Raw genomic sequence first — 22129 nt, 5'->3', positions numbered from 1 at the left:
AGGTGGCGTTGGCTATTGAATCCTTTTCAACAGCCTCTCAAGAAATCCGCGATTGATGCAACAAGGAGCCATGTTATGGCAGTGCCAAGCAATTCAGGCCTGGAAATCAAGCACTTGAGAACCCTGACCGCGCTGGCCGAGCAGGGTTCGCTGGCCGGCGCCGCACTGACCCTCAACCTCACCCAGTCGGCCCTCTCCCATCAGCTCAAAGAGCTGGAGACCCGCCTCAACCTGGAGCTCTACCTGCGCAAGAGCCGCCCACTGGTGCTGACGGCGGCGGGCCATCAGTTGCTGGGTCTGGCACGCCAGGTGCTGCCGGCGCTGGCCCTGACCGAGCGGCAGTTGCAGGCCCTGCACAGCGGCGACGCGGGCCGGCTGCACTTGGCGCTGGATTGCCACAGCTGCATCCAGTGGTTGCTGCCACTCTTGCCCGATTTTCGCCGCCAGTGGCCCGGGGTGGATCTGGAGGTGGAGTCGGTGCCGGGCTTTGATGCCATCAGCGCCCTGCTCGGCGGCCAGCTCGACCTGCTGCTCACCTCGGACGTGCAGGCGCGCGGCGATCTGCACTTCGAGCCGCTGTTCGCCTTCGATCTCACCCTGGTGATGGCGCCGGACCACCCCCTCTGTCACCGGACCCGGATCACCCCGGACGATCTCAAGCAGGAGGTGCTGCTGGTCTACCCGGTGGAGCGCGCCCGCATGGACGTGTTCAGCCGCTTTTTGCAACCCGCAGGGGTCGAGCCCGCCCGCTGCAAGCTGGTGGACAACACCTCCGTCATGCTGCAGATGGCCGCCGCCGGGCTCGGAGTCGCCGCCCTGCCGCGTTGGGCCAGCGAGGAGTTTGTGCGTCAGGGCTTGCTTGAAGCCAGGCCGCTGGGACAGGGCATCCGCCGCCATATGTATGGGGCCGTGCGCGCCGCCGACAAGGACCAGCCCTGCCTGCAGAGCCTGTTCGAGCGCATTCGCAGCAAGATGGGTGAGCAGAAAGAGGCGTAAAAAAGCCGCCTCCGGGGCGGCGTTCACGCTGCTCGATTCGCCTGATCTCAGGCGCCTCAGGATCCCTCGCCGCAACTTGCGGCCCCCTGCCGCCTCGGGCAGTTGGCGCAAAGGTCCCCATCACGGCGCTTGTAGTGCAGGCAGCAACGCTGGCGCACATAGCCAGGAAAAGCGCCATCTTGCGGCCATGACGCCGGACGCCACCCCGCCAGATGCTCGGCGGGCAGACCGCAGGCGGCGAGCCAGCGCGGTGCGTGTTCGTTCACCTGCTCACGGCTAACATGGGTGAAGAAGTCGGGTACCCGCACCAGGGCCGCCAGCAGATCGTCAGTCAGGAGCGGGCGCACGAAACCGGGGCGCAGCCGTTGCACCCCGCCCAGCAGCGTGAACAGCGCCTGCCAGTGGGCCTGCAACCGCTCGCCCGCCGCCTTGATCAGGGTCTTCACCTCCCCCTTGATCATGGGCTCCGCCGGCAGGCTGAAGCCGGACACCAGCCCCTCCTGATAGCCCTGCCCCATGCGATCCAGGGCGGGCACGGCTCCCACCCGATAGACGGCCACCATGGCGAGATAGATGGACTGCCAGCCGAGTATGCCCCAGCTGCGGGTCAGCCAGTAGGCGGGCCCCGCCTCCGGGTGCGCCAGACGCCAGTGATCATGCAGCGCCGCCGCTACCTCGGCCGGGGTTGAATGAGGGGAAGCTGCCAGCAAAGGGGGCGAGTCCCCCGCCCCCACCAACCGCCCCTTGAGCGAAGGAATAAGCCCGCTGGCTGCCGCAAACAGGGCGCCATGATCCGCCAGCGCACGGCTCTCCGTGTGCACGGCCAGCGCGCCGAGCCCGCAGGGCAAGGCGCGCGGACGATCATCTGCGGCGGCTAGAAGATGAACATGCCCCGGACGCGGCCCGGGGCGCAGGGTCAGAATACGTATTTGAGTCGCGCCTCCACGTTGCGCTCTGCCCCGAACCAGCAGTTGTTCTGGTCGTAGCAGGAGTAGTAGGTCTTGTTGAACAGGTTGCTGGCGCTCAGCGAGGCCTCCACCCCTTGCAGGCGCTGGCTGAGTTGGGCCAAATCGTAGGAGGCGGACATGTCCATCAGCAGATAATCCGGCACCGTATCGGTGTTGGCGGCATCAAGCTGGGCCTCCCCCACGTAACGCAGGCCGGCGCCAACCCGCATCCCCTCCAGCTGGCCACCCGGCAGGTAGTTGCTCCACAGGGAGGCCATCTGCCTGGGCACCCAGACCGGGGTCTTGCCCTGCAGGCTGGTGGTGTCGCGGGTGATCTCCATGTCCTGGCGGGTATAGCTCAGCGCCAGATCCAGCCGGCTGGTGAGATCGACTCGCCCCTCCAGCTCGACGCCCCTGGAGACCATCTCGCCGGTCTGCAGCTTGGGCCCGTAGACGTTGTCCGGATCCGTCACCAGGGCATTTTGCTTGGTGATGTGGAAGACCGAAGCGGTAAAGGTCTTGCTCATGTCCTCGGCGAGAAACTTGAGTCCCCCCTCCCATTGATGGCCTGTGGCCGATTTGAACGCCTGGCCATTCTTGTCCGAACCCGCCACCGGCTCGAAGCTCTCGGCATAGCTCACATAGGGCGAGAGGCCATAATCCAGCTCGTACAAGGCGCCGAGGCGCAACGAGAGGTTGTCCTGATCTATCTGGGCCAGGGTGTTGCTCGCCGCCCCCTGATAGAGGGTCTGGCTGTCGGTATCCATCCGGTAGCTGTCATAGCGGGCGCCGCCGATGGCCACCAGCCTGTCCAGACGCACCTGATCCTGCAGATAGACGCCGGTCTGGGACTGGCGGATGGTCTTGCTGTCCTGATAGTTGAAGGTGAGGGCCGCCGGCACTACCTGGCTGTGGTTCGGGTTGAAGATGTCGATGGCAGGAGCGGAATAGTCGAGGGTGTCCCGGTAGAGAATACGGGCATCCAGATACTGGTAATCGACCCCGAGCAGCAGGTTGTGCTGGGCGCCGCCGGTCATCACCTTGCCCGCCAGCTGGTTGTCGATGACAAAGCTGCGAGAGTCTTCATCGGTCAGATAGGCGTTGCGGGCCAGGGTGCGGTTGTCCGCCGCCAATGCCGCATTGTAGGTGTTCTGCTGGTTGGCCGAGGCGTCCATGTAGCGGGCGTTTTGCAGCAGCTGCCAGTTGGCGTTGAAGTCGTGGCTCAGCTTGTAGCCGAGCAGGGTCACCTCCCGGCTGTAGTGGTTCCAGTTTTCATCGCCAAGGAAGGTATCGCTGCCAAGCTGGCCCAGAGGATTGGACTTGACCGAGCCGCTGGCCGGCACTGTGGTGTAGATACCGGCTTGCGGGTCTTTCTGGTAATAGAGGTTGAGGTTCAGCAGGGTACGGTCACTCAACTGCCAGTCGAGGGACGGCGCCAGCACGTAGCGCTCCTCCTCTGAGGTCACCGCCTGGCCGTCTTTCTGACGGGCCAGTCCCACCAGCCGATAGGCAAGCTGATCATTGATGGCACCCGTGCTGTCGAGGGTCAGCTCCTTGAGGGTGCCTGTGCCCGTCGCCACGCCGACGCTGTGCCTGGCTTCCCGCTGGGGGCGCTTGGCGATCAGGTTGACCATGCCCCCCGGCGGCATGCTGCCATAGAGCACGGACGTGGGCCCCTTGAACACCTCCAGCTGCTCTATGGCCACCGGATCTATCTGGGGTTGCAGGTTCCAGTCGTTGTATTGCAGCAGCAGGCCGTCGTAGAAGTTCTGGTAGTTGTCAAAGCCACGGATATTGAACAGATCCAGCCGGTTGACCGCCCCACCGCGCAGCTCGGTATTGACGCCGAGCACGTAGCGCAGCGCCTCGCTCACCGAGCTTACCCCGCGCTGCTCCAGGGTCTCGCCGTCCACCACAGAGATGGCCTGGGGCGTCTCCATGGGGTCGAGCCGGGTCTTGGTCGCCGTGTTGCGATAGGTCTGACCCAGTACCGTCAGGGTTTCATCGGCCACTGCGTTTTGCGCATTGGACGTGGGTGCGGCCAGCACGGGGCCTGCCAACAGGGCGGAGAGGGTCGCGGCGACCAGGGTCAAAGGGGGGTGAGTGGCGTACATCTGATCCTCGAATGCAATGATTGAATAGTAACAAATCTCATTTGCATTTTATTGGGTCAATTTGCCCTTGAATTAACAATTTGGGGCATGTTGGCAGGAAAAACGGCAAAAAAGGGGCACGATAAGCCCCATCCGACGACCTGCCATGTCGATGGAAAAAAGGCATTGAATTCAAATGGCTATCTTTTCTGAGGGAAGGCTGCAATGAAATGGCGGTCAATGGCGAGGCGCCACAGTGCTTTATGCAGACCGGAAGATGGGCGCCCTGCCGCCAAACCGCTCACAGGGTTCAGCCCTGGCGGGGCGCTATGGGCAACCAGTACTCCATGCGGGCATAAGGCTGTTGGCCATCGAAGTCGGGGGTGTAACGCTCCAGCTCGAAACCATCCAGCCCCCGATAACCCGAGGCGGGCAGCCAGTGCAGGATAAACCAGTTGAGGGTCTGCCCCAGCTGGCTGATGGGGCCCACGTGGCTGAGCACGGCGTACTCCTGGGGCGGGATGGCCAGACGAGCCAGCCCGCTCGGTGGTTCGCTCCCCTCCTCTGCCGCCACGCCCGCCCAGTAGGCCAGCGGCTCTCCCGCGCCTGACACATCCACCACGCCGATCAGATCGCAGGCCTTGTCCAGGCCGCCGGCACTGCGCAAGGTACGCCAGATGGCGGGCACCGTCTGCTGGAAATCGGGCTCGCTGGCAAAGAGCCCGCGGATCAGCCCCTTGACCCCCTGCAACATGAAACCCGGCTGGCTCTCGACCCGTACCTGCACCAGTCTGGGGGCGCTGGCGAGCGGCGTGTGGACCCGTACCAGCGGGGTGCGCAACCCCAGCCGCAGACCCCGTTTGCGATAGGCCAGCGGCGAGCAGCCGAACTGCTGCTTGAAGGCGCGACTGAAACTCACCTCGGAGCCAAAGCCGTAGCAGAGCGCCAGATCCAGCACCCGCTGGCGACTTGTGAGCAACGCCTCCGCCGCCAGGCTCAGCTTGAGCTTGCGCACATAGTGGGCCACCGTCTGCCCCGTCTCGTGCAAGAAGACCCGCTGCAACTGCCAGCGCGACCAGCAGCTCTGCTCGGCCAGCTGTTCCAGCGACAACGGCTGATCCAGGTTGGCGTGGATATAGTCGAGCACCCGCTCGGTGCGGGTGAAATGGGCGCTCGCCTGTGGCGCGGAGCCCGGGGATACAAGGGGGAAGGTCGGTGTCATTGGGTGGTCGGGATCGCTGCCAGCAGAAGGGCACACTCGCCCAAGTGGCCACATTAAACATGGCCGCCCTCCCGGCGGCAAGTGGCCTGCGGCCGCCGGCGGGCAGCACACGCCCTTTGCGGCTCAACGCCATGTCGTCACCTGTGCCTTCAACAAGGCCGTCACGCCTGCTTGGCTGGCTTGTCACAAAAGTGACGCCTTTCCCTGTCAGATTGTTTGAAAACAAATATATCAATTAGCTTGGAAAGCCAATAAAGTCCTCGTTCGAATCTTTTTCAGGGAGAGCCAAGATGAAAAAAATTGCCTTGATCACCGGAGCCCGTGGCGGCATAGGATCCGCTATCACCACCGCCTTGCTGGCCCAGGAGTATCGCATCATAGCCACCCACTCCAGCGGCAACGGTGCGGCGGCCCACGACTGGTACGGGGAACAGGGTTATCGGCCGGAGCAGGTGCGGCTGCTGCCGCTGGACGTGGTCGATACCGCCATGTGCCGCGAGACCCTGGGTCGCCTGTTGCAGGACGAAGGCCGGGTGGACGTGCTGGTCAACAACGCCGGCATCACCCGGGATGGCGCCTTCAAGCGCATGGCGCCGGAGCAGTGGTTCGAGGTGATCCACACCAATCTGTGCAGCCTCTACAACGTGACCCAGCCGCTGTTCGACGCCATGTGCGAGCAGCGCGATGCCCGCATCATCAACATCTCCTCGGTCAACGGCCAGAAGGGGCAGTTCGGTCAGGTCAACTACTCGGCGGCCAAGGCGGGCATGCTGGGCTTCACCAAGGCGTTGGCGGCGGAAGGGGCCCGCTTCGGGGTCACGGTCAACGCCATCGCCCCCGGCTACACAGCCACCCCCATGGTGGAGGCGATCCGCAGCGATATCCTTGACAGCATCAAGGCCGACATTCCCATGCGCCGCCTCGCCAAGCCGGAGGAGATCGCTGCTGCCGTGGCCTTTCTCGCCAGTGAAGCGGGCGCCTATATCACGGGGGAAACCCTGGCCATCAACGGCGGCCTCTATATGAAATAGCGCCGGGATCAAGGGGAACGACAGAGGGCAGACAGCAGGCTGCCCTCTGTGTTTGGCCAGTCGGGACGAGATGGTTGTCACCCGGCTCAGGGGCGCGCCGGCACGGCCCCCGAGGATTCGGCGAAGTGACTGCGCAGAGCCGTGATCACCCGTCGCACCTTCTCCGGGATCTCCCGCTGCGGGGTGATGGCATGGATCTCCATGGGCGGCACCCGAAAACCTGGCAATAATTCCAGCAGGCGACCCGAGGCCAGATCTTCGGCGATCTCCCCCTCGGGTTGCAGCGAGACTCCCTGCCCCGCCAGAGTGAACTGGCGCAGCGGCAGCACGTTGTTGCACACCACCCTGGGTTTGGGTTTGACCTTGTGACCCTGCCCCTTGTCGTCGAAGAAGGTCATGCCCCCGCTCAGCATGTCCGCCGCCAGCCAGTCGTGTTCCAGCAGATCTGCCGGACTGCGCGGTGTGCCCTTGCGCGCCAGATAGGCGGGCGAGGCACACAGCAGCATCCGGGTCTGACCCAGCTTGCGCGCCACCAGGGTGGAGTCGGACAGGGCGCCAACCCGCAGCGCCACGTCGATGCGCTCGGCGATGAGATCCCGCTTCTCGTCGTCGGCGATGATCTGGATGCACAGGCCGGGATGGGCCTGCAACAGGGGTGACAAGGCCCGCGCCAGCGGCTGGCCCGCCATCCCCACGGGCGCCGTGATCCGCACCTCACCGAGCAGGCTGTCGCGCACCTCGGAAAGGCGCAGCTCGGTCTGGTTCAGCGTCTGTTGCAGCGACTGGCACCCCTGCCACACCACCTCCCCCGCCTCGGTCAGATTGAGCCGGCGGGTGGAACGGTGCAGCAGGGTGAGGCCGAGCAGGCTCTCCAGCTGACTGATATGCTGACTGACGGCGGAGGGGGTCATGCCAAGAGCCTTGGCGGCGCCCGTCATGCTGCCCGCCTCCACCACGGCGGCGAAGATGGCGTAACGTCTGAGCTGTTCCATTATTAAATTCAGCTTATAAGTGAATGCATTTTACAGGTGATTATTAAATCATATTCGAGGGAGTAGGATAGCCCCATTCCAACAGTGAAGGAGAGTTCCCCATGAAAATTGCCCTGATCGGTGCCAGCGGTTTTGTCGGTTCAGCCATCCTCAATGAAGCCGTCAGCCGCGGCCATCACGTCACCGCCATCGTGCGCGACACAAGCAAGATAGCCGCTCACCCGCAGGTCACTGCCGTCGCCGTGGATGCCCAGAACCCACAGGCACTGGCCGAGGTGATCAAGGGGCACGACCGGGTGATCAGCGCCTACAACCCGGGCTGGACCGCCCCGGACATCTATGACCAGTACCTCAAGGGGGCCAGCGCCATCGTAGCCGCCGCCGTAGACGCCAACAGCTGGTTGCTGGTGATCGGTGGCGCCGGCAGTCTGGAAATCGCCCCCGGCGTACAGCTGGTGGATACCCCAGACTTCCCGGCCGAGTGGAAGCAGGGCGCCCTGGCGGCCCGCGACGGTCTCACCGCCCTGCGCCGTGAAACCACCCTCGACTGGCGTTTCGTCTCCCCGCCCGTGTTCCTCGAACCCGGCGACAAGCGCGGTGGCTATCGCCTCGGTGGCGATCAGGTGCTCTTCAGCGGCGACAAGCCTGCCGGGATCACGGTAGGCGATCTGGCCGATGGCGTGCTGAACGAAGTGGAAAAACCGGCTCACCTGCGCCAGCGCTTTACCCTGGGCTACTGAGTGAGCACGCTCACCGATCAGGCCTCTGCCTGATCCCCGCGCATAGCACACAGCAAGAAGGGAGGTATCAGCCTCCCTTCTTGCTTCGCGTCTCCGATAGCTAGGCCCACTCCCGCCAGTAAGTGCTTGTGCCCACCAGCCGCTTGCTTTCGCAATAACCGGGTGCCCGCTGCGCTTATGGGACTGTCGGTACACGACCCCGTGGACCGCTCAATAAACAACCAGTCGAATGGGCGTCGAATTCTATTTCGATTTTTGTATATAACTAAGAATAATTTGTTGTTTCCGTCTTATAACGCCGAACAGTAGCATCACCCTCAATCCAAATGGCGCCATCTTTACCGATCGGCCCGGTGGCTCACCACCGATCGGCGCGCTGTCGTGTTTGTACTGAGTGACCGGGAAACGTCCCGACGCTCAAAAAATGAGGAGGTGCACATGGAACATTCACCACTGCCGATCATCGATCTCGCCGCGCTCGACGGCGCTCCCGAGACCCGTTGCCAGATGCTGGCAACTCTTGGCCGGGCGGCCCGCGAGGTGGGCTTTTTCTATCTGATCGGCCATGGCCTGAGCGAGGCGCAGCAGAAAGAGACCCTGGCGCTGGCGGCCCGCTTCTTCGCCCTGCCACAGCAGGAGAAGCTGGCGGTGCAGATGGTGCACTCCCCCCACTTTCGCGGCTACAACCAGGTGGGGGCCGAGCTCACCCGGGCGCGGCCGGATCTGCGCGAGCAGTTCGACATCATGAATGAAGAGGCCGCCCTCGATGCCGCCAACCTGCAGCATCCCTGGCAGCGGCTCATCGGCCCCAACCAGTGGCCCGCCGCCCTGCCCGGCATGCAGGCGCAGCTACTGGCGTGGCAGGAGCGGCTGAGCGCCATCACCCTCACCCTGCTGGCCGCCTTCGCCGAGGTGCTGGAGCAGCCGGCCGGGGTGTTTGACGAGAGCATTCGCGGGGCGCCCCATCAGCACATGAAACTGATCCACTACCCGGGGCAAGCCGAAGGGGGCAGCGGTCAGGGGGTGGGCGCCCACAAGGATCCCGGCTACCTGACCCTGGTGATGCAGGATCATCACTCCGGACTCGAGGTGGAGACGGCCGACGGCTGGATCTCGGCGCCGCCCCTGCCGGGCGCCCTGGTAGTCAACATCGGCGAGCTGCTGGAACTCGCCTCCAACGGCTACCTCAAGGCCACCCTGCACCGGGTGCAGAGCCCGCCGCCCGGGGTATCGCGCCTCTCCTGCGCCTTCTTCATGGCGGCGCGACTGGATGCGACCGTGCCGCTGCTCAGCCTCTCCCCCGCGCTGGCGGCGCAGGCACAGGGGCCCGAGAGCGACCCGACCAACACGCTCTTTTATCAGGTGGGGGAGAACGTACTCAAAGGGAGGCTGCGCTCCCACCCGGATGTGGCGGCCCGCCACTATGGCGTCGCCCCGCCGTCGGCCAATCCGCAGACAAGCAGCGAACAGACGGCAAAGCGCGATCGGCGCGAGCCACAACTCGCCTGACGCTGCCATACCTAATAGACGGGGGCGCCACGGCGCCCCTTCAGATGACACAAGCAGTTGGGCCACAGCCTGGCAATGACGGAGCAATACAATGAAATTCAAGACCATGAGCGTGCACAGCGGCCAGCGGATCGATCCCCAGACCGGCGCCCTCACCACCCCGCTCTACCAGAGCAGCACCTTCAGCTACTTCAACGCCCAGGCGGGCAAGGAGCGCTTCGCCGGTCAGGCCCCCGGCTTCATCTACAGCCGCTTTGGCAACCCCACCACCGCCGAGCTGGAGCAGAAGCTGGCGGCACTCGAAGGAGCCGACGAGGCGCTGGTGGTGGCGAGCGGCATGGCTGCGGTGAGCGCCATCATGTATGCCCTGGCCGACAGCGGTGATGAAGTGGCCTATATCGGCCCGCTCTACGGCGGCACCGATGCGTTTCTCAAGCAGACCTTCAGCCGCGCCGGCATCAAGGTCACCGCCTACGAGAGCGATCAGGATCTGCTGGCCAACATCCGCCCCGCCACCAAGGTGGTACTGTTCGAAACCCTGACCAACCCCACCCTCAAGGTGGTGGATCCTCGGGTGGTGGTGGAAGCGGCCCGCAAGGTGGGCGCCATCACCGTGTGTGACAACACCTTCCTCACCCCCTATCTGCTGCGCCCGCTCGAGCTTGGCATCGACATCGTCATGCACAGCGGCACCAAGTATCTGGGCGGCCACGGCGACATCATCGCCGGGGTGGTGGCGGGCTCTCACGCGCGGATGAAGTCGATTCGCACCGTGGCCCTCAAGCACATCGGTTCCCCCATCGGCCCGCAGGAGGCCTACCTGCTGCAACGCGGGGTCAAGACCCTGCCCCTGCGCATGGACGCTCACCTGCACAACGCCCAGAAGGTGGCCGACTTCCTGACCGCCCATCCGGCGGTGAAGAAGGTGATCTACCCGGGGCTTGCCAACCATCCGGGCCACGATGCCCTCGGCGCCTTCGCCGGCGGCTTTGGCGGCATGGTGAGCATAGAGCTGGAAGGCGGCTTTGCCCGCTGCGCCACCCTGCTCGACAACCTGCAACTGTTCGTGCAGGCTGTGAGTTTGGGCGATCTCGAGAGCCTGGCCTGCCATCCGGCCAGTACCACCCACGCCGCCATGGATGAGGCAAGCCGCCTCGCCGCCGGGGTCAATGACGACCTGATCCGCTTCAGCATCGGGGTGGAAGACGCCGACGATCTGATCGCCGATCTGGCGGCGGCGCTGGCCGTCGCCTGATGCCCTAGCCACCTTTCACGGCTCAAAAAACAGCCCGCCCCATGTGAATGGGGCGGGCTGTTTGCATCAAGGAGTGGAGAGCCGCTTGTCAGGGGGCGGAAGAGATCCGCTGCACCGGCCAGCCTAGGGGGGGAACTCAGGAACCAGCACCTGATAGTTGATCACAACGTCACGCAAGGTATGCACTCCAGCCAGGCTGGTGCCTGGCCGCGGGTAGCTATCCATCGCCAGCAAACTCTGCTGCGGGGTGGCACGACTCATCGGTGCACGCGACTTGCAGCAAGAAATGGCACGCCTGGCTGTTGCCGTAAACGCGGCATTCATTGATGGATGCCTATTCAATCAAGGTGAATGCACCATTGCACCAGAAAACCCACGATCTTCGCGTTGAAACAGGCAAAAAAACAGGGGGCCGCGGCCCCCTGCTTCACACTCACCCAAGTGGGATCAACCGCGATCAAGCAATATGTTGAGCATGCGGCGCAACGGCTCGGCGGCGCCCCACAACAGCTGATCACCCACGGTAAAGGCGGCCAGATACTCAGGGCCCATGTTGAGCTTGCGCAGACGCCCCACCGGGATGCTGAGGGTGCCGGTGACGGCGGCCGGGGTCAGCTCGCGGGCCGTGATGTCGCGATCGTTGGGGATCACTTTCACCCAGTCGTTGTGAGCGGCCAGCAGGGCTTCGATTTCGGGAAGCGGCACGTCCTTCTTCAACTTGATGGTGAAGGCCTGGCTGTGGCAGCGCAGGGCACCGATCCGCACGCACAGACCATCCACCGGAATGGCGGCGTTTTCGATGCCCAGGATCTTGTTGGTCTCGGCCTGGCCCTTCCACTCTTCGCGGCTCTGACCGTTATCGAGCTTGGTGTCAATCCAGGGGATGAGACCACCGGCCAGCGGCACGCCGAAGTTGTCCACCGGCAGGGTGCCTGAGCGGGTCTTCTCGGTGATCTTGCGCTCTATGTCGAGGATGGCAGAGGCGGGATCCGCCAGCTCCACCGCCACTTCATCGCGCAGCAGGCCCATCTGGGTAACCAGCTCGCGCATGTGGCGCGCGCCGCCGCCCGATGCGGCCTGATAGGTGGCCACGCTCACCCACTCCACCAGATCGGCCTTGAACAGACCGCCGAGGGCCAGCAACATCAGGCTGACGGTGCAGTTGCCGCCAACGAAGGTCTTGAGCCCCTTGTCCAGCGCCTGTGCTATGACGTCGCCGTTGACCGGATCCAGAATGATGACGGCGTCTTTCTCCATCCGCAGGGAAGAGGCGGCGTCAATCCAGTAACCCTGCCAGCCGGCGGCTTTCAGGCGTGGATAGACATCCTTGGTGTAGTCGCCGCCCTGCGCCGTGATGATGATATCCTGCTTGGCCAGCGCTTCGATATCGAAGGCGTCCTGCAGGGTACCGGCATCGACGCCGACGTTGGGGGCGGCCTCACCGGCCTGGGAGGTGGTGAAGAAGGTGGGTTGAATGCGGGCAAAATCCTTCTCTTCCTGCATCCGGCTCATCAGTACCGAACCCACCATGCCACGCCAACCGACCAAACCTACTTTTTTCATAATGTCCTACCCTGGATAGCTGCTATAGAAAATTGTGTATTGAAACCCGTAACCCCTTGTCCGGCGCGGGCCGTTCACAAGCGATTCACAAAATATGGGTTGCGAAAAATGCGTCTATCCACATTACGGATTGTGACGACGGGCGCAAGTCGAATTGCGCAATATTCTGTGCCGTTCGCTGCAATATCCGCCAGCCAGCTCCCGGCTGATGCGATCTCTTGGCACCCAGCGTCAGCTTGGGGCATGATTGAAACCGACTGGCAGCCACTGCCCCCTGGGGACGACCCCGGGGCCTCATGATGTGCAGGGACGACCCTGCTTTCTGCGGAATATCCTTATGTCCTGGTTACTCCTGTTGCTGGCCGGCCTGTTCGAGGTCGCCTGGGCCATTGGCCTCAAATACACCGACGGTTTCAGCCGCCCCCTCCCTACCCTGCTGACCCTGAGTGCCATGGGCGTGAGCGTGCTCCTGCTCGCCATGGCGGTCAAACAGTTGCCGCTCGGCACCGCCTATGCGGTCTGGACCGGCATAGGCGCGGTCGGCACCGTGCTGATGGGGATCTGGCTGTTCAACGAGCCCGCCACCCTGGCCCGCATGCTGTGCCTGCTGCTGATCATCGGCGGTATCCTAGGTCTGAAGTTTATCGGCTGATACCGACAGCAGATCCCGGATCTGTGGATAGCTAAACGGGGCCCTTGCCCCGTTTTTTGCCTGCCAAACGCGCCGACCCCTGCTATTATCTGCGGCCAAACATGAGCCAATAAAAATCAGGATATTGTGATGACCGACCACACTTTTATTCCCGGCAAGGACGCGGCACTGGAAGACTCCATCGACCGCTTCCAGACCAAGCTGCAAGCCCTGGGGTTTGATATAGAAGAGGCCTCCTGGCTCAATCCCGTGCCCAACGTCTGGTCCGTGCACATCCGGGACAAGGAGTGCGCCCTCTGCTTCACCAACGGCAAGGGTGCCAGCAAGAAGGCGGCACTGGCCTCGGCCCTTGGCGAATATTTCGAGCGTCTCTCCACCAACTACTTCTTCGCCGACTTCTATCTGGGCGAGCAGGTCGCCAACGGCGACTTCGTGCACTATCCCAACGAGAAGTGGTTCCCCATCGAGGGCGATCAGTTCCCTGCCGGCCTGCTCGACAGCTTCACCCGCAAGTTCTACAACCCGGACGGCGAAGTGACCGCCGACATGCTGGTGGATCTGCAGTCGAACAACGAGGAGCGCGGCATCGTCGCGCTGCCGTTCGAGCGCCAGTCCGATCACCAGACCGTCTACATCCCGATGAACATCATCGGCAACCTCTATGTCTCCAACGGCATGAGCGCCGGCAACACCCGCACCGAGGCGCGCACCCAGGCGCTGTCCGAGGTGTTCGAGCGCCACGTGAAGAACAAGATCATCGCCGAGGCCCTGAGCCTGCCGCTGATCCCGAATGAGGTGATTGCCCGTTATCCCGGCATCAAGGCCTCCATCGATGCGCTGGAAGCCGAAGGCTTCCCCATCTACAGCTTCGATGCCTCCCTCGGTGGCCGATATCCGGTCATCTGCGTGGTGCTGCTCAACCCGGGCAACGGCACCTGCTTTGCCTCCTTCGGTGCCCACCCGCGCTTCGAAGTGGCCTTCGAGCGCACCGTCACCGAGCTGCTGCAGGGCCGTGGCCTCAAAGACCTGGACGTGTTCGTGCCGCCCTCATTCGACAACGAGCAGGTAGCGGATCACCACAACCTCGAGACCCACTTCATCGACTCTTCCGGCCTCATCAGCTGGGATCTGTTCAAACAGGATGCGGATTTTGAATTCGCCGACTGGGATTTTCGCGGTACTTCGCAGGAGGAGTTCGACCACCTGATCGGCATCTTCCACGAGCTGGAGCAACCGGTCTACATCGCCGACTACGAGCATCTGGGTGTCTATGCCTGCCGTATCCTGGTGCCAGGCATGTCCGACATCTATCCGGCCGAAGATCTGCTGCTGGCCAACAACAACATGGGGGCCAACCTGCGGGAAGTGATCCTGGCGCTGCCGTCGCTGGCGTGGGATGCCGAACAATACATGGCGCTGTTCGACCAGCTGGACGAAGAGGGGCACGACGAGCGCACCCGGGTGCGCGAGCTGCTCGGCATTGCCGCCGCCAAGGGCACAGCCCTGCATACCCTGCGGGTGGGCGAGCTGAAAGCCATGCTGGCGCTGGCCGCCGGTGAGCTGGAGACGGCACTGGATCTCATCGACTGGACCATGGAGTTCAACCAGTCGGTGTTCCCGGCGGATCGCGCCAACTACTACCGTGCCCTGCGCGCCTGCGTCGAGCTGTTCCTGGATGAGGAGCGGGATCCGGAGCAGTACCGCGCCGTCTTTACCCGCATGTATGGCGAACAGACCCTGGCCGATGCCTGGGCCAACGCCAGCGGTGACGCGCGTTTCCACGGCTTGACGGCGGCCGATCTGTCGCTCGCTCAGTTCCCGCAGCACCAGAAGCTGCTGGCGGCCTACGAGAAGTTGCAAAAAGCCAAGCGAGCCCATCATTGGGCCTGATGTGGTAGTATTTGGAGGGGCCTTGATGGCCCCTTCTGTTTTATGGTTCCCCGGCTGGGGATTTGTTATTCAAAGATGAAATAAAAAACAAAAAATACCTCTTAGGGGGTTGCCAACGCCGAGTCCATGATGTGGGGGAGATGCAAAGATGTCTTGCCAGTACCTTTTTTCTCGCTTGACAAATAAATTCTTTAAAATCATCAAATTAAAAAATCATAATTTCTGTTTCAGCTGAAACCTGGTGTAAAGGGAGGCTTCCAGGGGACTCAAATTTTTGTAGTAAAATTACATTCACAATCTGCAATTCTTGATCGGAGTCAATTTTGACGATCTGGCCCTTTGTTATGATTTCCACAGGCAAAACAGCAGGTACATGAGAATTGAAAGCAGAATCTCCCTTTGATTGTCTCAAGCCAGAAGCCATCGCTGCACTGGCAGAAGATATAACCTATGCCAAGGCGACCAAGCCGGCATACAAGGTCATCCCACTGGCCATCACCGCAGGCGCTTTCATCGCCATCGCTTTTGTCTTTTACATCACGGTCACCACGGGTGCCGGCAATGTGGCCTGGGGCCTCAGCAAGCTGGTCGGCGGTCTCTGTTTCTCCCTCGGCCTTATTCTGTGTGTGCTGCTCGGTGCCGAGCTGTTCACCTCCACCACCCTGACGCTGGTCGCCAAGGCAGCGAATCGCATCACCTGGGGTCAACTGCTCAAGAACTGGGGTCTGGTCTACTTCGGCAACCTCATCGGCGGTCTCATCATAGTCGCGCTCATCATCATGTCGGCCGAATACATGGCGGCAGATGGTCAGTGGGGCCTCAATGCCCTGAAAGTGGCCCAGCACAAGATCCACCACACCTTCTTCGAGGCCCTCGCCCTCGGTATCCTGTGTAACCTCATGGTGTGTCTCGCCGTGTGGATGGCCTTCGGCGCCCGCAGTGCGACCGACAAGGTGATGGTCATGCTGCTCCCCGTCGCCATGTTCGTGGCCTCCGGTTTCGAGCACAGCATCGCAAACATGTTTATGATCCCGGTCGGTATCGCTATCCATGCGGTAGCAGGCCCGGAATTTTGGCAGGCCATCGGCCAGGATCCGGCGACCTTCGCCGACTTGACCGTATCCAACTTCGTCCTACACAACCTCATTCCCGTCACCATTGGTAATATCATTGGTGGTGGCGTCATGGTTGGTCTGACTTACTGGTTTATCTTCCGTCGTCATCATTAAGGATGATTGCGGGATACTACATCAATACCGTGTGAGGTAATGAAAATGGCAGAACTTAACGAACAGTTCCAAAAAGCATGGGAAGGCTTCGCAGCCGGTGAATGGCAGACCTCTGTCAACACCCGTGACTTCATCCAGAAGAACTACACCCCGTATGAAGGTGACGAGTCCTTCCTGGCTGGCGCGACCGAAGCTACCACCAAGCTGTGGGACAAGGTCATGGAAGGCATCAAAATCGAGAACCGCACCCATGCGCCGGTCGATTTTGATACCGACCTGCCCTCCACCATTACCGCTCACGATGCTGGCTATATCGATCAGGGTCTGGAGCAAATTGTAGGTCTGCAGACCGACAAGCCGCTCAAGCGTGCCATCATCGCCAACGGCGGTATCAAGATGGTCAAGACCTCTTGCGAAGTGTACGGTCGTCAGCTGGACCCGATGGTCGAGAAGATCTTCACCGAGTACCGCAAGACCCACAACCAGGGCGTGTTTGACGTTTACACCAAAGACATCCTGAACTGCCGCAAGTCTGGCGTCATCACCGGTCTGCCGGATGCCTACGGCCGTGGCCGTATCATCGGTGACTACCGCCGTGTTGCCCTGTACGGTATCGACTTCCTGATGGCCGACAAACTGGCCCAGTTCAAGTCCCTGCAGGCCGACCTGGAAAACGGTGTCAACCTGGAAGCCACCATCCGTCTGCGCGAAGAGATCTCCGAGCAGCACCGTGCCCTGGCACAAATGAAAGTCATGGCCGCCAAGTACGGTTGCGATATCTCTGTTCCGGCCAAGACTGCCAAAGAAGCCGTCCAGTGGACCTACTTCGCCTACCTGGCGGCAGTCAAGTCCCAGAACGGTGCTGCCATGTCCTTCGGTCGTACCTCCAGCTTCCTGGACGTGTACATCGAACGTGACCTGAAGAAAGGCCTGCTGACCGAGCAAGAAGCCCAGGAGCTGATGGACCACATGGTCATGAAGCTGCGCATGGTTCGCTTCCTGCGTACCCCTGAATACGATTCACTGTTCTCCGGCGACCCGATGTGGGCAACCGAGACTCTGGCTGGTATGGGCGTTGATGGCCGTACCCTGGTCACCAAGAACAGCTTCCGTATGCTGAACACCCTGTACACCATGGGCCCGTCCCCTGAGCCGAACCTGACCATCCTGTGGTCCGAGAAGCTGCCGGTCGGTTTCAAGAAGTACTGCGCCAAGGTATCCATCGAGACCTCTTCCGTTCAGTACGAGAACGATGACCTGATGCGTCCGGACTTCAACAACGATGACTATGCCATCGCTTGCTGTGTGTCCCCGATGATCGTCGGCAAACAGATGCAGTTCTTCGGTGCTCGTGCCAACCTGGCCAAGACCATGCTGTATGCAATCAACGGCGGTATGGACGAGAAGCTCAAGATCCAGATCGGTCCGAAGACCGAAATGGTCAAGGGCGAGTACCTCGACTACAACGACGTGATGGATCGTCTGGATCACTTCATGGACTGGCTGGCCAAGCAGTACGTGGCTGCCCTGAACATCATCCACTACATGCACGACAAGTACAGCTACGAAGCCTCCCTGATGGCGCTGCACGACCGTGACGTGTATCGCACCATGGCTTGCGGCATCGCCGGTCTGTCCGTTGCGGCTGACTCCCTGTCTGCCATCAAGTACGCCAAGGTCAAGCCGGTTCGTGACGAAGATGGCGTTGCCATCGACTTCGAAATCGACGGTGAATACCCGCAGTTCGGCAACAACGACGCTCGCGTCGATGACATCGCCTGTGACCTGGTAGAACGCTTCATGAAGAAAATTCAGAAGCTGAACACCTACCGTGGCGCCGTGGCTACCCAGTCCGTACTGACCATCACTTCCAACGTGGTGTATGGCAAGAAAACTGGTAACACCCCGGATGGCCGTCGTTCCGGTGCGCCGTTCGGCCCGGGTGCCAACCCGATGCACGGTCGTGACCAGAAGGGTGCCGTTGCATCCCTGACTTCCGTCGCCAAGCTGCCGTTCGCTTACGCCAAAGATGGTATCTCCTATACCTTCTCCATCGTGCCGAACGCCCTGGGCAAAGACATGGAAGCGCAGAAATCCAACCTGGCGGGTCTGATGGACGGTTACTTCCATCACGAGACCAACCTGGAAGGCGGTCAGCACTTGAACGTGAACGTGATGAACCGTGAAATGCTGCTAGATGCCATGGAAAACCCGGAGAAATATCCGCAGTTGACCATCCGTGTATCCGGTTATGCCGTTCGCTTCAACTCTTTGACCAAAGAGCAACAGCAAGACGTCATCACCCGTACCTTCACCGCTTCTCTGTAATCGCTTATTGCTAAGCAAGAGTCGCAGTGACCAAAAACCGGCGCCAAGGCGCCGGTTTTTTTATGTCTGCTCTGCAGGGGCCCGCGGCTTGAAAGGCTAATGGCAACCCAAGCCCCCCCTTCCCTCACGGCCCTTGATCAGGGCCGCTCTCCTTCTGCCAGCCGGCGGTTGATATCGGCGATAACGGGAGTGATATCCGCCAGGGTATCGATCACGTAATGGGCCCCCGCGGCCCGCAGCTTGGCCTCGGCCGGCGCGCGCCGGGCGGCGATCGCGGCCTCGCTCATGGCGTCAAACTCTTCCCGGGTGGCGCCAAACTCGTTGCCGGAAACCGACAGCCCCACCGTCCACATGCCGGCGTTCAGACCTTCGCTGATCCCGGGTACGGCATCATCGACTTTGATGCAGCGATGCACCCCGCTTACCCCGAGCGCAATCACGTTGGCCAGCGCCATCCAGGGGCCGGGGCGCCCGCCCGCCTTGAGATCGTCGGTGGCGACCCAATGATCCGGCCGATAACCGTGAGCGGCCGCGGCCGGCACCAGTGCCTCCATCACCGGACGGGGGTAGCCGGAGCAGGAGCCGATCCGCAGCCCCCGGGCGCGAAGATCGTCCAGCACCGGCAACACGCCCGGGATGGGGGCGGCAAAACGAGCCACAGCAGCAATCTGCAGCGGCATGAAGGTGTGATAAAGATGGTCCACCTCGGCATGGCTCATGGGGTGACCAAAGCGAGCCTGCCAGCGGGCGTCCACTGCAGGCAAACGGCCCAGCGCGGCAATATGGTCCCACTTGCCCAACCCCATGGGCTGGCGTGCCTCCTCCAGAGTGACCGTGAAGTCATAGGCACGAGCAAAGGCCTCGACGAAGATGGAGGTGGGGGCAAAGGAGCCAAAGTCGACCACTGTGCCGGCCCAGTCGAGGATCAACGCTTCGACGTCGGTAGCCGGATGAGAAACTGTCTGCATGTCAGTCATGGTTGCTTTCCTGTTGCTGTGAAACATCGATCTCACCAAGGGCCTGATCGAGAATATTGATGGCACGCACCAGATCGGCACGGGCGATGTTGAGTGGCGGCGAGAGCTGAATGACATTGCCCTGCGATACCTTGAAACTGAGGCCGAGCTCAAGACAGCGGTAGAGCAGCCGCTCGGCAGCCAGGCTGTCACGCGTTCGACTCTGGTGATCGACCACCAGATCCAGCGCCCACAGGAGTCCGATACCGCGCACCTGACCGATCAGCGGGTTGCGTTTGGCCAGTTTTGCCAGCTCGGCGGCCATAAAGCAGCCGTCTTCCTGCACCTTGGTCAGCAGCCCCTCTTCACGGATCGTCTCAATGGTGGCGAGCGCTGCCGCGCAGCCGATCGGGCTCTTCTCGTGGGTATAGTGACCGAGTGAAATGGCCGCTGCCTGATTGAAACGATCCCGGGTAATAAGTGCGGCAAATGGCACCACCCCGCCCCCCAGCCCCTTGCCAAGACAAATGATGTCGGGCTCAATGCCGAACTCCTCGAAACTGAACCAGTGGCCGGTGCGGCCCAGGGCATTGGGGATCTCGTCGACAATCAACAGCACATTGTGGCGATCGCAGATCTCCCGTACCCGTCGCCAGTAAGCTTTTGATGGCACCTGCACATCGGTGTTGCGGATGGGCTCGGCGATAAAGGCACCAATCCCCCCTTCCTTCTCGATGACGTACTCAAGGTAATCGGCATAGTGCTGATCCTCCCCCTCGCCGCGATACCAGATACCACGGTAGCGGGTGGGGGGAGGTATGCGCTCCACCCCTGCCATCAAGGGCCCCATGCCGGCGCGAAAGCAGGCCTCGCCCCCCACCGAAATGGCATCGAGCGAGGCGCCGTGAAAGGCATCCCACAGCGATACCACCTTGCTGTTGCCGGTGATGAAGCGGGCTAGCTTGAGGGCGATCCCCACTACCTCGCTGCCACCGGGGGCAAACAACACCCGGTTGAGATCCCCCGGTGCCAGCTCAGCCAAGGTACGGGCACAGTCGATGGCCACCTGATGGGTGTAACGGCGGGGTGCAAAGGGCAGATCGATGAGCTGCTGCTGCACCCGGGCCACCACCTTGGGGTGACCATGACCGAGCTGATGGATGCTGTTACCATGAAAATCGAGGTACTGCTTGCCAGAAGTGCTGATCAACCGGCTCCCCTGCGCCCCGGCCAACAAATCCAGACAGGGACTGGAGAGGGCTTGATGCAAAAAATAGCGACTATCCTCCGCCAGCCCTTCGCGTACCGGCTCGCATTGAGCCGCCCACCAGCGCTGACGTCCCTCGCCAAGGTTGATATCCCCTTCGCTGTCGGCACGGCCACTGCCGTGCAGATCGTCACGCGTTATCATTGTGCTTCTCCTTGCCAGTAGCAGGCGTTGGCCATGGCCGCCAGCAGCGCGCGCACCCGCGCCGGGGTCACGTCGCCGATATTGCCGATACGAAAGCAGTCGGCCCGGGAGACCTTGCCCGGATAGATGACAAAGCCCTGCGCCTTGAGCCGTTGATAGAAGTCAACGAAGCGGTAATCGGGGTGATCTGGCGAGTAAAAAGCAGTGATAATGGGCGATTGCCAGGCAGCGGACAGCAAGGGCTTGAACCCCAGTTCAGCCATGCCGTCGACCAGCGTGCGCTGATTCTCGCTGTAACGCTGATGGCGGGCGGCGATGCCCCCCTCCTCCTCCAGCTCGCGCAAGGCCTGGGCGAAGGCGAGTACGGTATGGGTGGGCGAGGTAAAGCGCCACTTGCCCCCCTGCTGCTCCATGGTCTGCCACTGGGCATGCAGATCGAGCGAGACGGAGCGCGCCCGACCGGCGCAGGCCATCAGCGCGGCACGGCGGGCGATGACGAAACCAAAACCCGGCACCCCCTGGATGCACTTGTTGGCGGAGCTGATGAGAAACTCGATGCCAAGGCGCCCCATGTCGATGGGGATGCCGCCAAAACTGCTCATGGCATCGACGATCAGGCGAATGCCGCGGCGCTGGCAGAGCGCCGCCACCTCCTCCAGTGGATTGAGCATGCCGGTGGTGGTTTCGCAGTGCACCATGGCGAGATGAGTGATCTCGGGGTGGTGCGCCAACATATCATCGATGGCAGCAGGCTCGGGGCGGGCCGTCTCGCCGCAGTCGAGCTCATGGTGACGCAGGCCGAGACAGCGGGCCATCTCCCCCATGCGGGCGCCATAGGCCCCGTTGTTGATGATGAGCAGGCACTCATCGCTACCTATCGCCGAGCCCAGCACGCTCTCCACCACATAGCTGCCGCTCCCTTGCAGCAATACGGCGCTGTAGTCACTTTCATATTCCGGGCTGGTGGCGAGGCGCACCAGCTCGCGGCGAATGGGTTCCACCACTCCGAGGTTGTAGTCCGCATCCCAGGTGCAGCTGTCTTGCAGCATGGCGGCACGCACGCTGGCCGTGGTCGAGAGAGGGCCCGGGGTTAGCAGCAGGTAATCGACGGCGGCAGGGGCCGCAGGAATGTGGGTCATGATGTTGCTCCATTTGGTATATACCAGAATGAGCACATTGTGGGTAACTCCCCCGCCGAGGTCAAAGGGGTGGGGTTACGTGCAACAAAAAATTCATGTTCACCGCCATGATCGCGATAATCTAGTGGGCCTGAGCGATGAGACGACTCTGGTCTCTACCAAGCTATTTCAATATC

At 61.9% G+C, this 22129-nt stretch carries 18 protein-coding genes; 9 read left to right on the top strand and 9 right to left on the bottom strand.

Annotated features, from left to right (window positions below; genetic code table 11):
- Positions 1-75: 75 nt before the first annotated feature.
- Positions 76-996 (top strand): LysR substrate-binding domain-containing protein, encoded by a 921-nt coding sequence (locus tag ACW5XD_RS08515; protein ID WP_456494508.1) that lies wholly within the window; start codon positions 76-78, stop codon positions 994-996.
- A gap of 56 nt (positions 997-1052) precedes the next feature.
- Here ACW5XD_RS08515 and ACW5XD_RS08510 read toward each other — a convergent pair whose 3' ends face one another.
- From ACW5XD_RS08510 to ACW5XD_RS08500, 3 genes are all read right to left on the bottom strand, one after another.
- Positions 1053-1817 (bottom strand): siderophore ferric iron reductase, encoded by a 765-nt coding sequence (locus tag ACW5XD_RS08510; protein WP_456494507.1) that lies wholly within the window; start codon positions 1815-1817, stop codon positions 1053-1055.
- 95 nt (positions 1818-1912) lie between these two features.
- Complete coding sequence (locus ACW5XD_RS08505; RefSeq protein ID WP_456494506.1) at positions 1913-4057, bottom strand: TonB-dependent siderophore receptor; 2145 nt, start codon at positions 4055-4057, stop codon at positions 1913-1915.
- Positions 4058-4346: 289 nt separating this feature from the next.
- Entirely contained in the window at positions 4347-5258 is a 912-nt protein-coding gene (locus ACW5XD_RS08500; protein ID WP_456494505.1) for a helix-turn-helix domain-containing protein, read from the bottom strand.
- Between the two features lie 290 nt (positions 5259-5548).
- On the opposite strand from ACW5XD_RS08500, the gene ACW5XD_RS08495 reads away from it, so the two are divergent.
- Positions 5549-6289: an SDR family oxidoreductase gene (locus ACW5XD_RS08495; protein ID WP_456494504.1), complete on the top strand. Its 741-nt coding sequence runs from the start codon at positions 5549-5551 to the stop codon at positions 6287-6289.
- 86 nt (positions 6290-6375) lie between these two features.
- On the opposite strand, the gene ACW5XD_RS08490 is transcribed toward ACW5XD_RS08495, so the two are convergent.
- Positions 6376-7281 carry a LysR family transcriptional regulator gene (locus ACW5XD_RS08490; RefSeq protein ID WP_456494503.1) on the bottom strand — a complete coding sequence of 302 codons (906 nt, stop codon included), beginning with the start codon at positions 7279-7281 and terminating at the stop codon, positions 6376-6378.
- Positions 7282-7382: 101 nt separating this feature from the next.
- Here ACW5XD_RS08490 and ACW5XD_RS08485 point away from each other — a divergent pair, with 101 nt between their 5' ends.
- From ACW5XD_RS08485 to ACW5XD_RS08475, 3 genes are all read left to right on the top strand, one after another.
- Positions 7383-8021: an NAD(P)-dependent oxidoreductase gene (locus ACW5XD_RS08485; RefSeq protein ID WP_456494502.1), complete on the top strand. Its 639-nt coding sequence runs from the start codon at positions 7383-7385 to the stop codon at positions 8019-8021.
- A gap of 438 nt (positions 8022-8459) precedes the next feature.
- Positions 8460-9530, top strand: coding sequence for an isopenicillin N synthase family dioxygenase (locus ACW5XD_RS08480; RefSeq protein ID WP_456494501.1), 1071 nt, complete (start codon positions 8460-8462; stop codon positions 9528-9530).
- 91 nt (positions 9531-9621) lie between these two features.
- A complete protein-coding gene (locus tag ACW5XD_RS08475; protein ID WP_456494500.1) occupies positions 9622-10785 on the top strand; it encodes a trans-sulfuration enzyme family protein in 1164 nt (387 codons plus the stop codon).
- A 123-nt stretch (positions 10786-10908) separates the two neighbouring features.
- On the opposite strand, the gene ACW5XD_RS08470 is transcribed toward ACW5XD_RS08475, so the two are convergent.
- Both ACW5XD_RS08470 and asd read right to left on the bottom strand, forming a co-directional pair.
- Entirely contained in the window at positions 10909-11046 is a 138-nt protein-coding gene (locus ACW5XD_RS08470; RefSeq protein ID WP_456494499.1) for a hypothetical protein, read from the bottom strand.
- A gap of 186 nt (positions 11047-11232) precedes the next feature.
- Positions 11233-12348 carry an aspartate-semialdehyde dehydrogenase gene (gene asd, locus ACW5XD_RS08465; protein WP_456494498.1) on the bottom strand — a complete coding sequence of 372 codons (1116 nt, stop codon included), beginning with the start codon at positions 12346-12348 and terminating at the stop codon, positions 11233-11235.
- Between the two features lie 337 nt (positions 12349-12685).
- Between asd and sugE the strand changes: the two genes are divergently transcribed.
- From sugE to pflB, 4 genes are all read left to right on the top strand, one after another.
- Positions 12686-13000, top strand: a complete 315-nt coding sequence (sugE, locus tag ACW5XD_RS08460; protein WP_456494497.1) for a quaternary ammonium compound efflux SMR transporter SugE — start codon at positions 12686-12688, stop codon at positions 12998-13000.
- 129 nt (positions 13001-13129) lie between these two features.
- Positions 13130-14890 (top strand): 30S ribosomal protein S12 methylthiotransferase accessory factor YcaO, encoded by a 1761-nt coding sequence (ycaO, locus tag ACW5XD_RS08455; RefSeq protein ID WP_456494496.1) that lies wholly within the window; start codon positions 13130-13132, stop codon positions 14888-14890.
- A gap of 380 nt (positions 14891-15270) precedes the next feature.
- Positions 15271-16119 (top strand): formate transporter FocA, encoded by an 849-nt coding sequence (focA, locus tag ACW5XD_RS08450; RefSeq protein WP_456494495.1) that lies wholly within the window; start codon positions 15271-15273, stop codon positions 16117-16119.
- 45 nt (positions 16120-16164) lie between these two features.
- Positions 16165-18447 (top strand): formate C-acetyltransferase, encoded by a 2283-nt coding sequence (gene pflB / locus ACW5XD_RS08445; protein WP_456494494.1) that lies wholly within the window; start codon positions 16165-16167, stop codon positions 18445-18447.
- A gap of 137 nt (positions 18448-18584) precedes the next feature.
- On the opposite strand, the gene phnX is transcribed toward pflB, so the two are convergent.
- From phnX to phnW, 3 genes are read right to left on the bottom strand one after another with little or no spacing between them, the layout of a single operon-like run.
- The gene (phnX, locus tag ACW5XD_RS08440; protein WP_456494493.1) at positions 18585-19424 is read right to left on the bottom strand and encodes a phosphonoacetaldehyde hydrolase; all 840 of its coding nucleotides are present in this window, start codon (positions 19422-19424) and stop codon (positions 18585-18587) included.
- Positions 19417-20814, bottom strand: a complete 1398-nt coding sequence (locus tag ACW5XD_RS08435) for an aspartate aminotransferase family protein (protein WP_456494492.1) — start codon at positions 20812-20814, stop codon at positions 19417-19419. Before ACW5XD_RS08435 ends, phnX begins: the two co-directional genes overlap by 8 nt.
- Complete coding sequence (gene phnW / locus ACW5XD_RS08430; RefSeq protein ID WP_456494491.1) at positions 20811-21953, bottom strand: 2-aminoethylphosphonate--pyruvate transaminase; 1143 nt, start codon at positions 21951-21953, stop codon at positions 20811-20813. Before phnW ends, ACW5XD_RS08435 begins: the two co-directional genes overlap by 4 nt.
- Positions 21954-22129 lie beyond the last annotated feature (176 nt).

It is taken from the genome of Aeromonas enterica, assembly GCF_054052465.1.
Note: the sequence above shows the minus strand (reverse complement) of the source record. Positions and strands in the feature narration are given on the sequence as shown.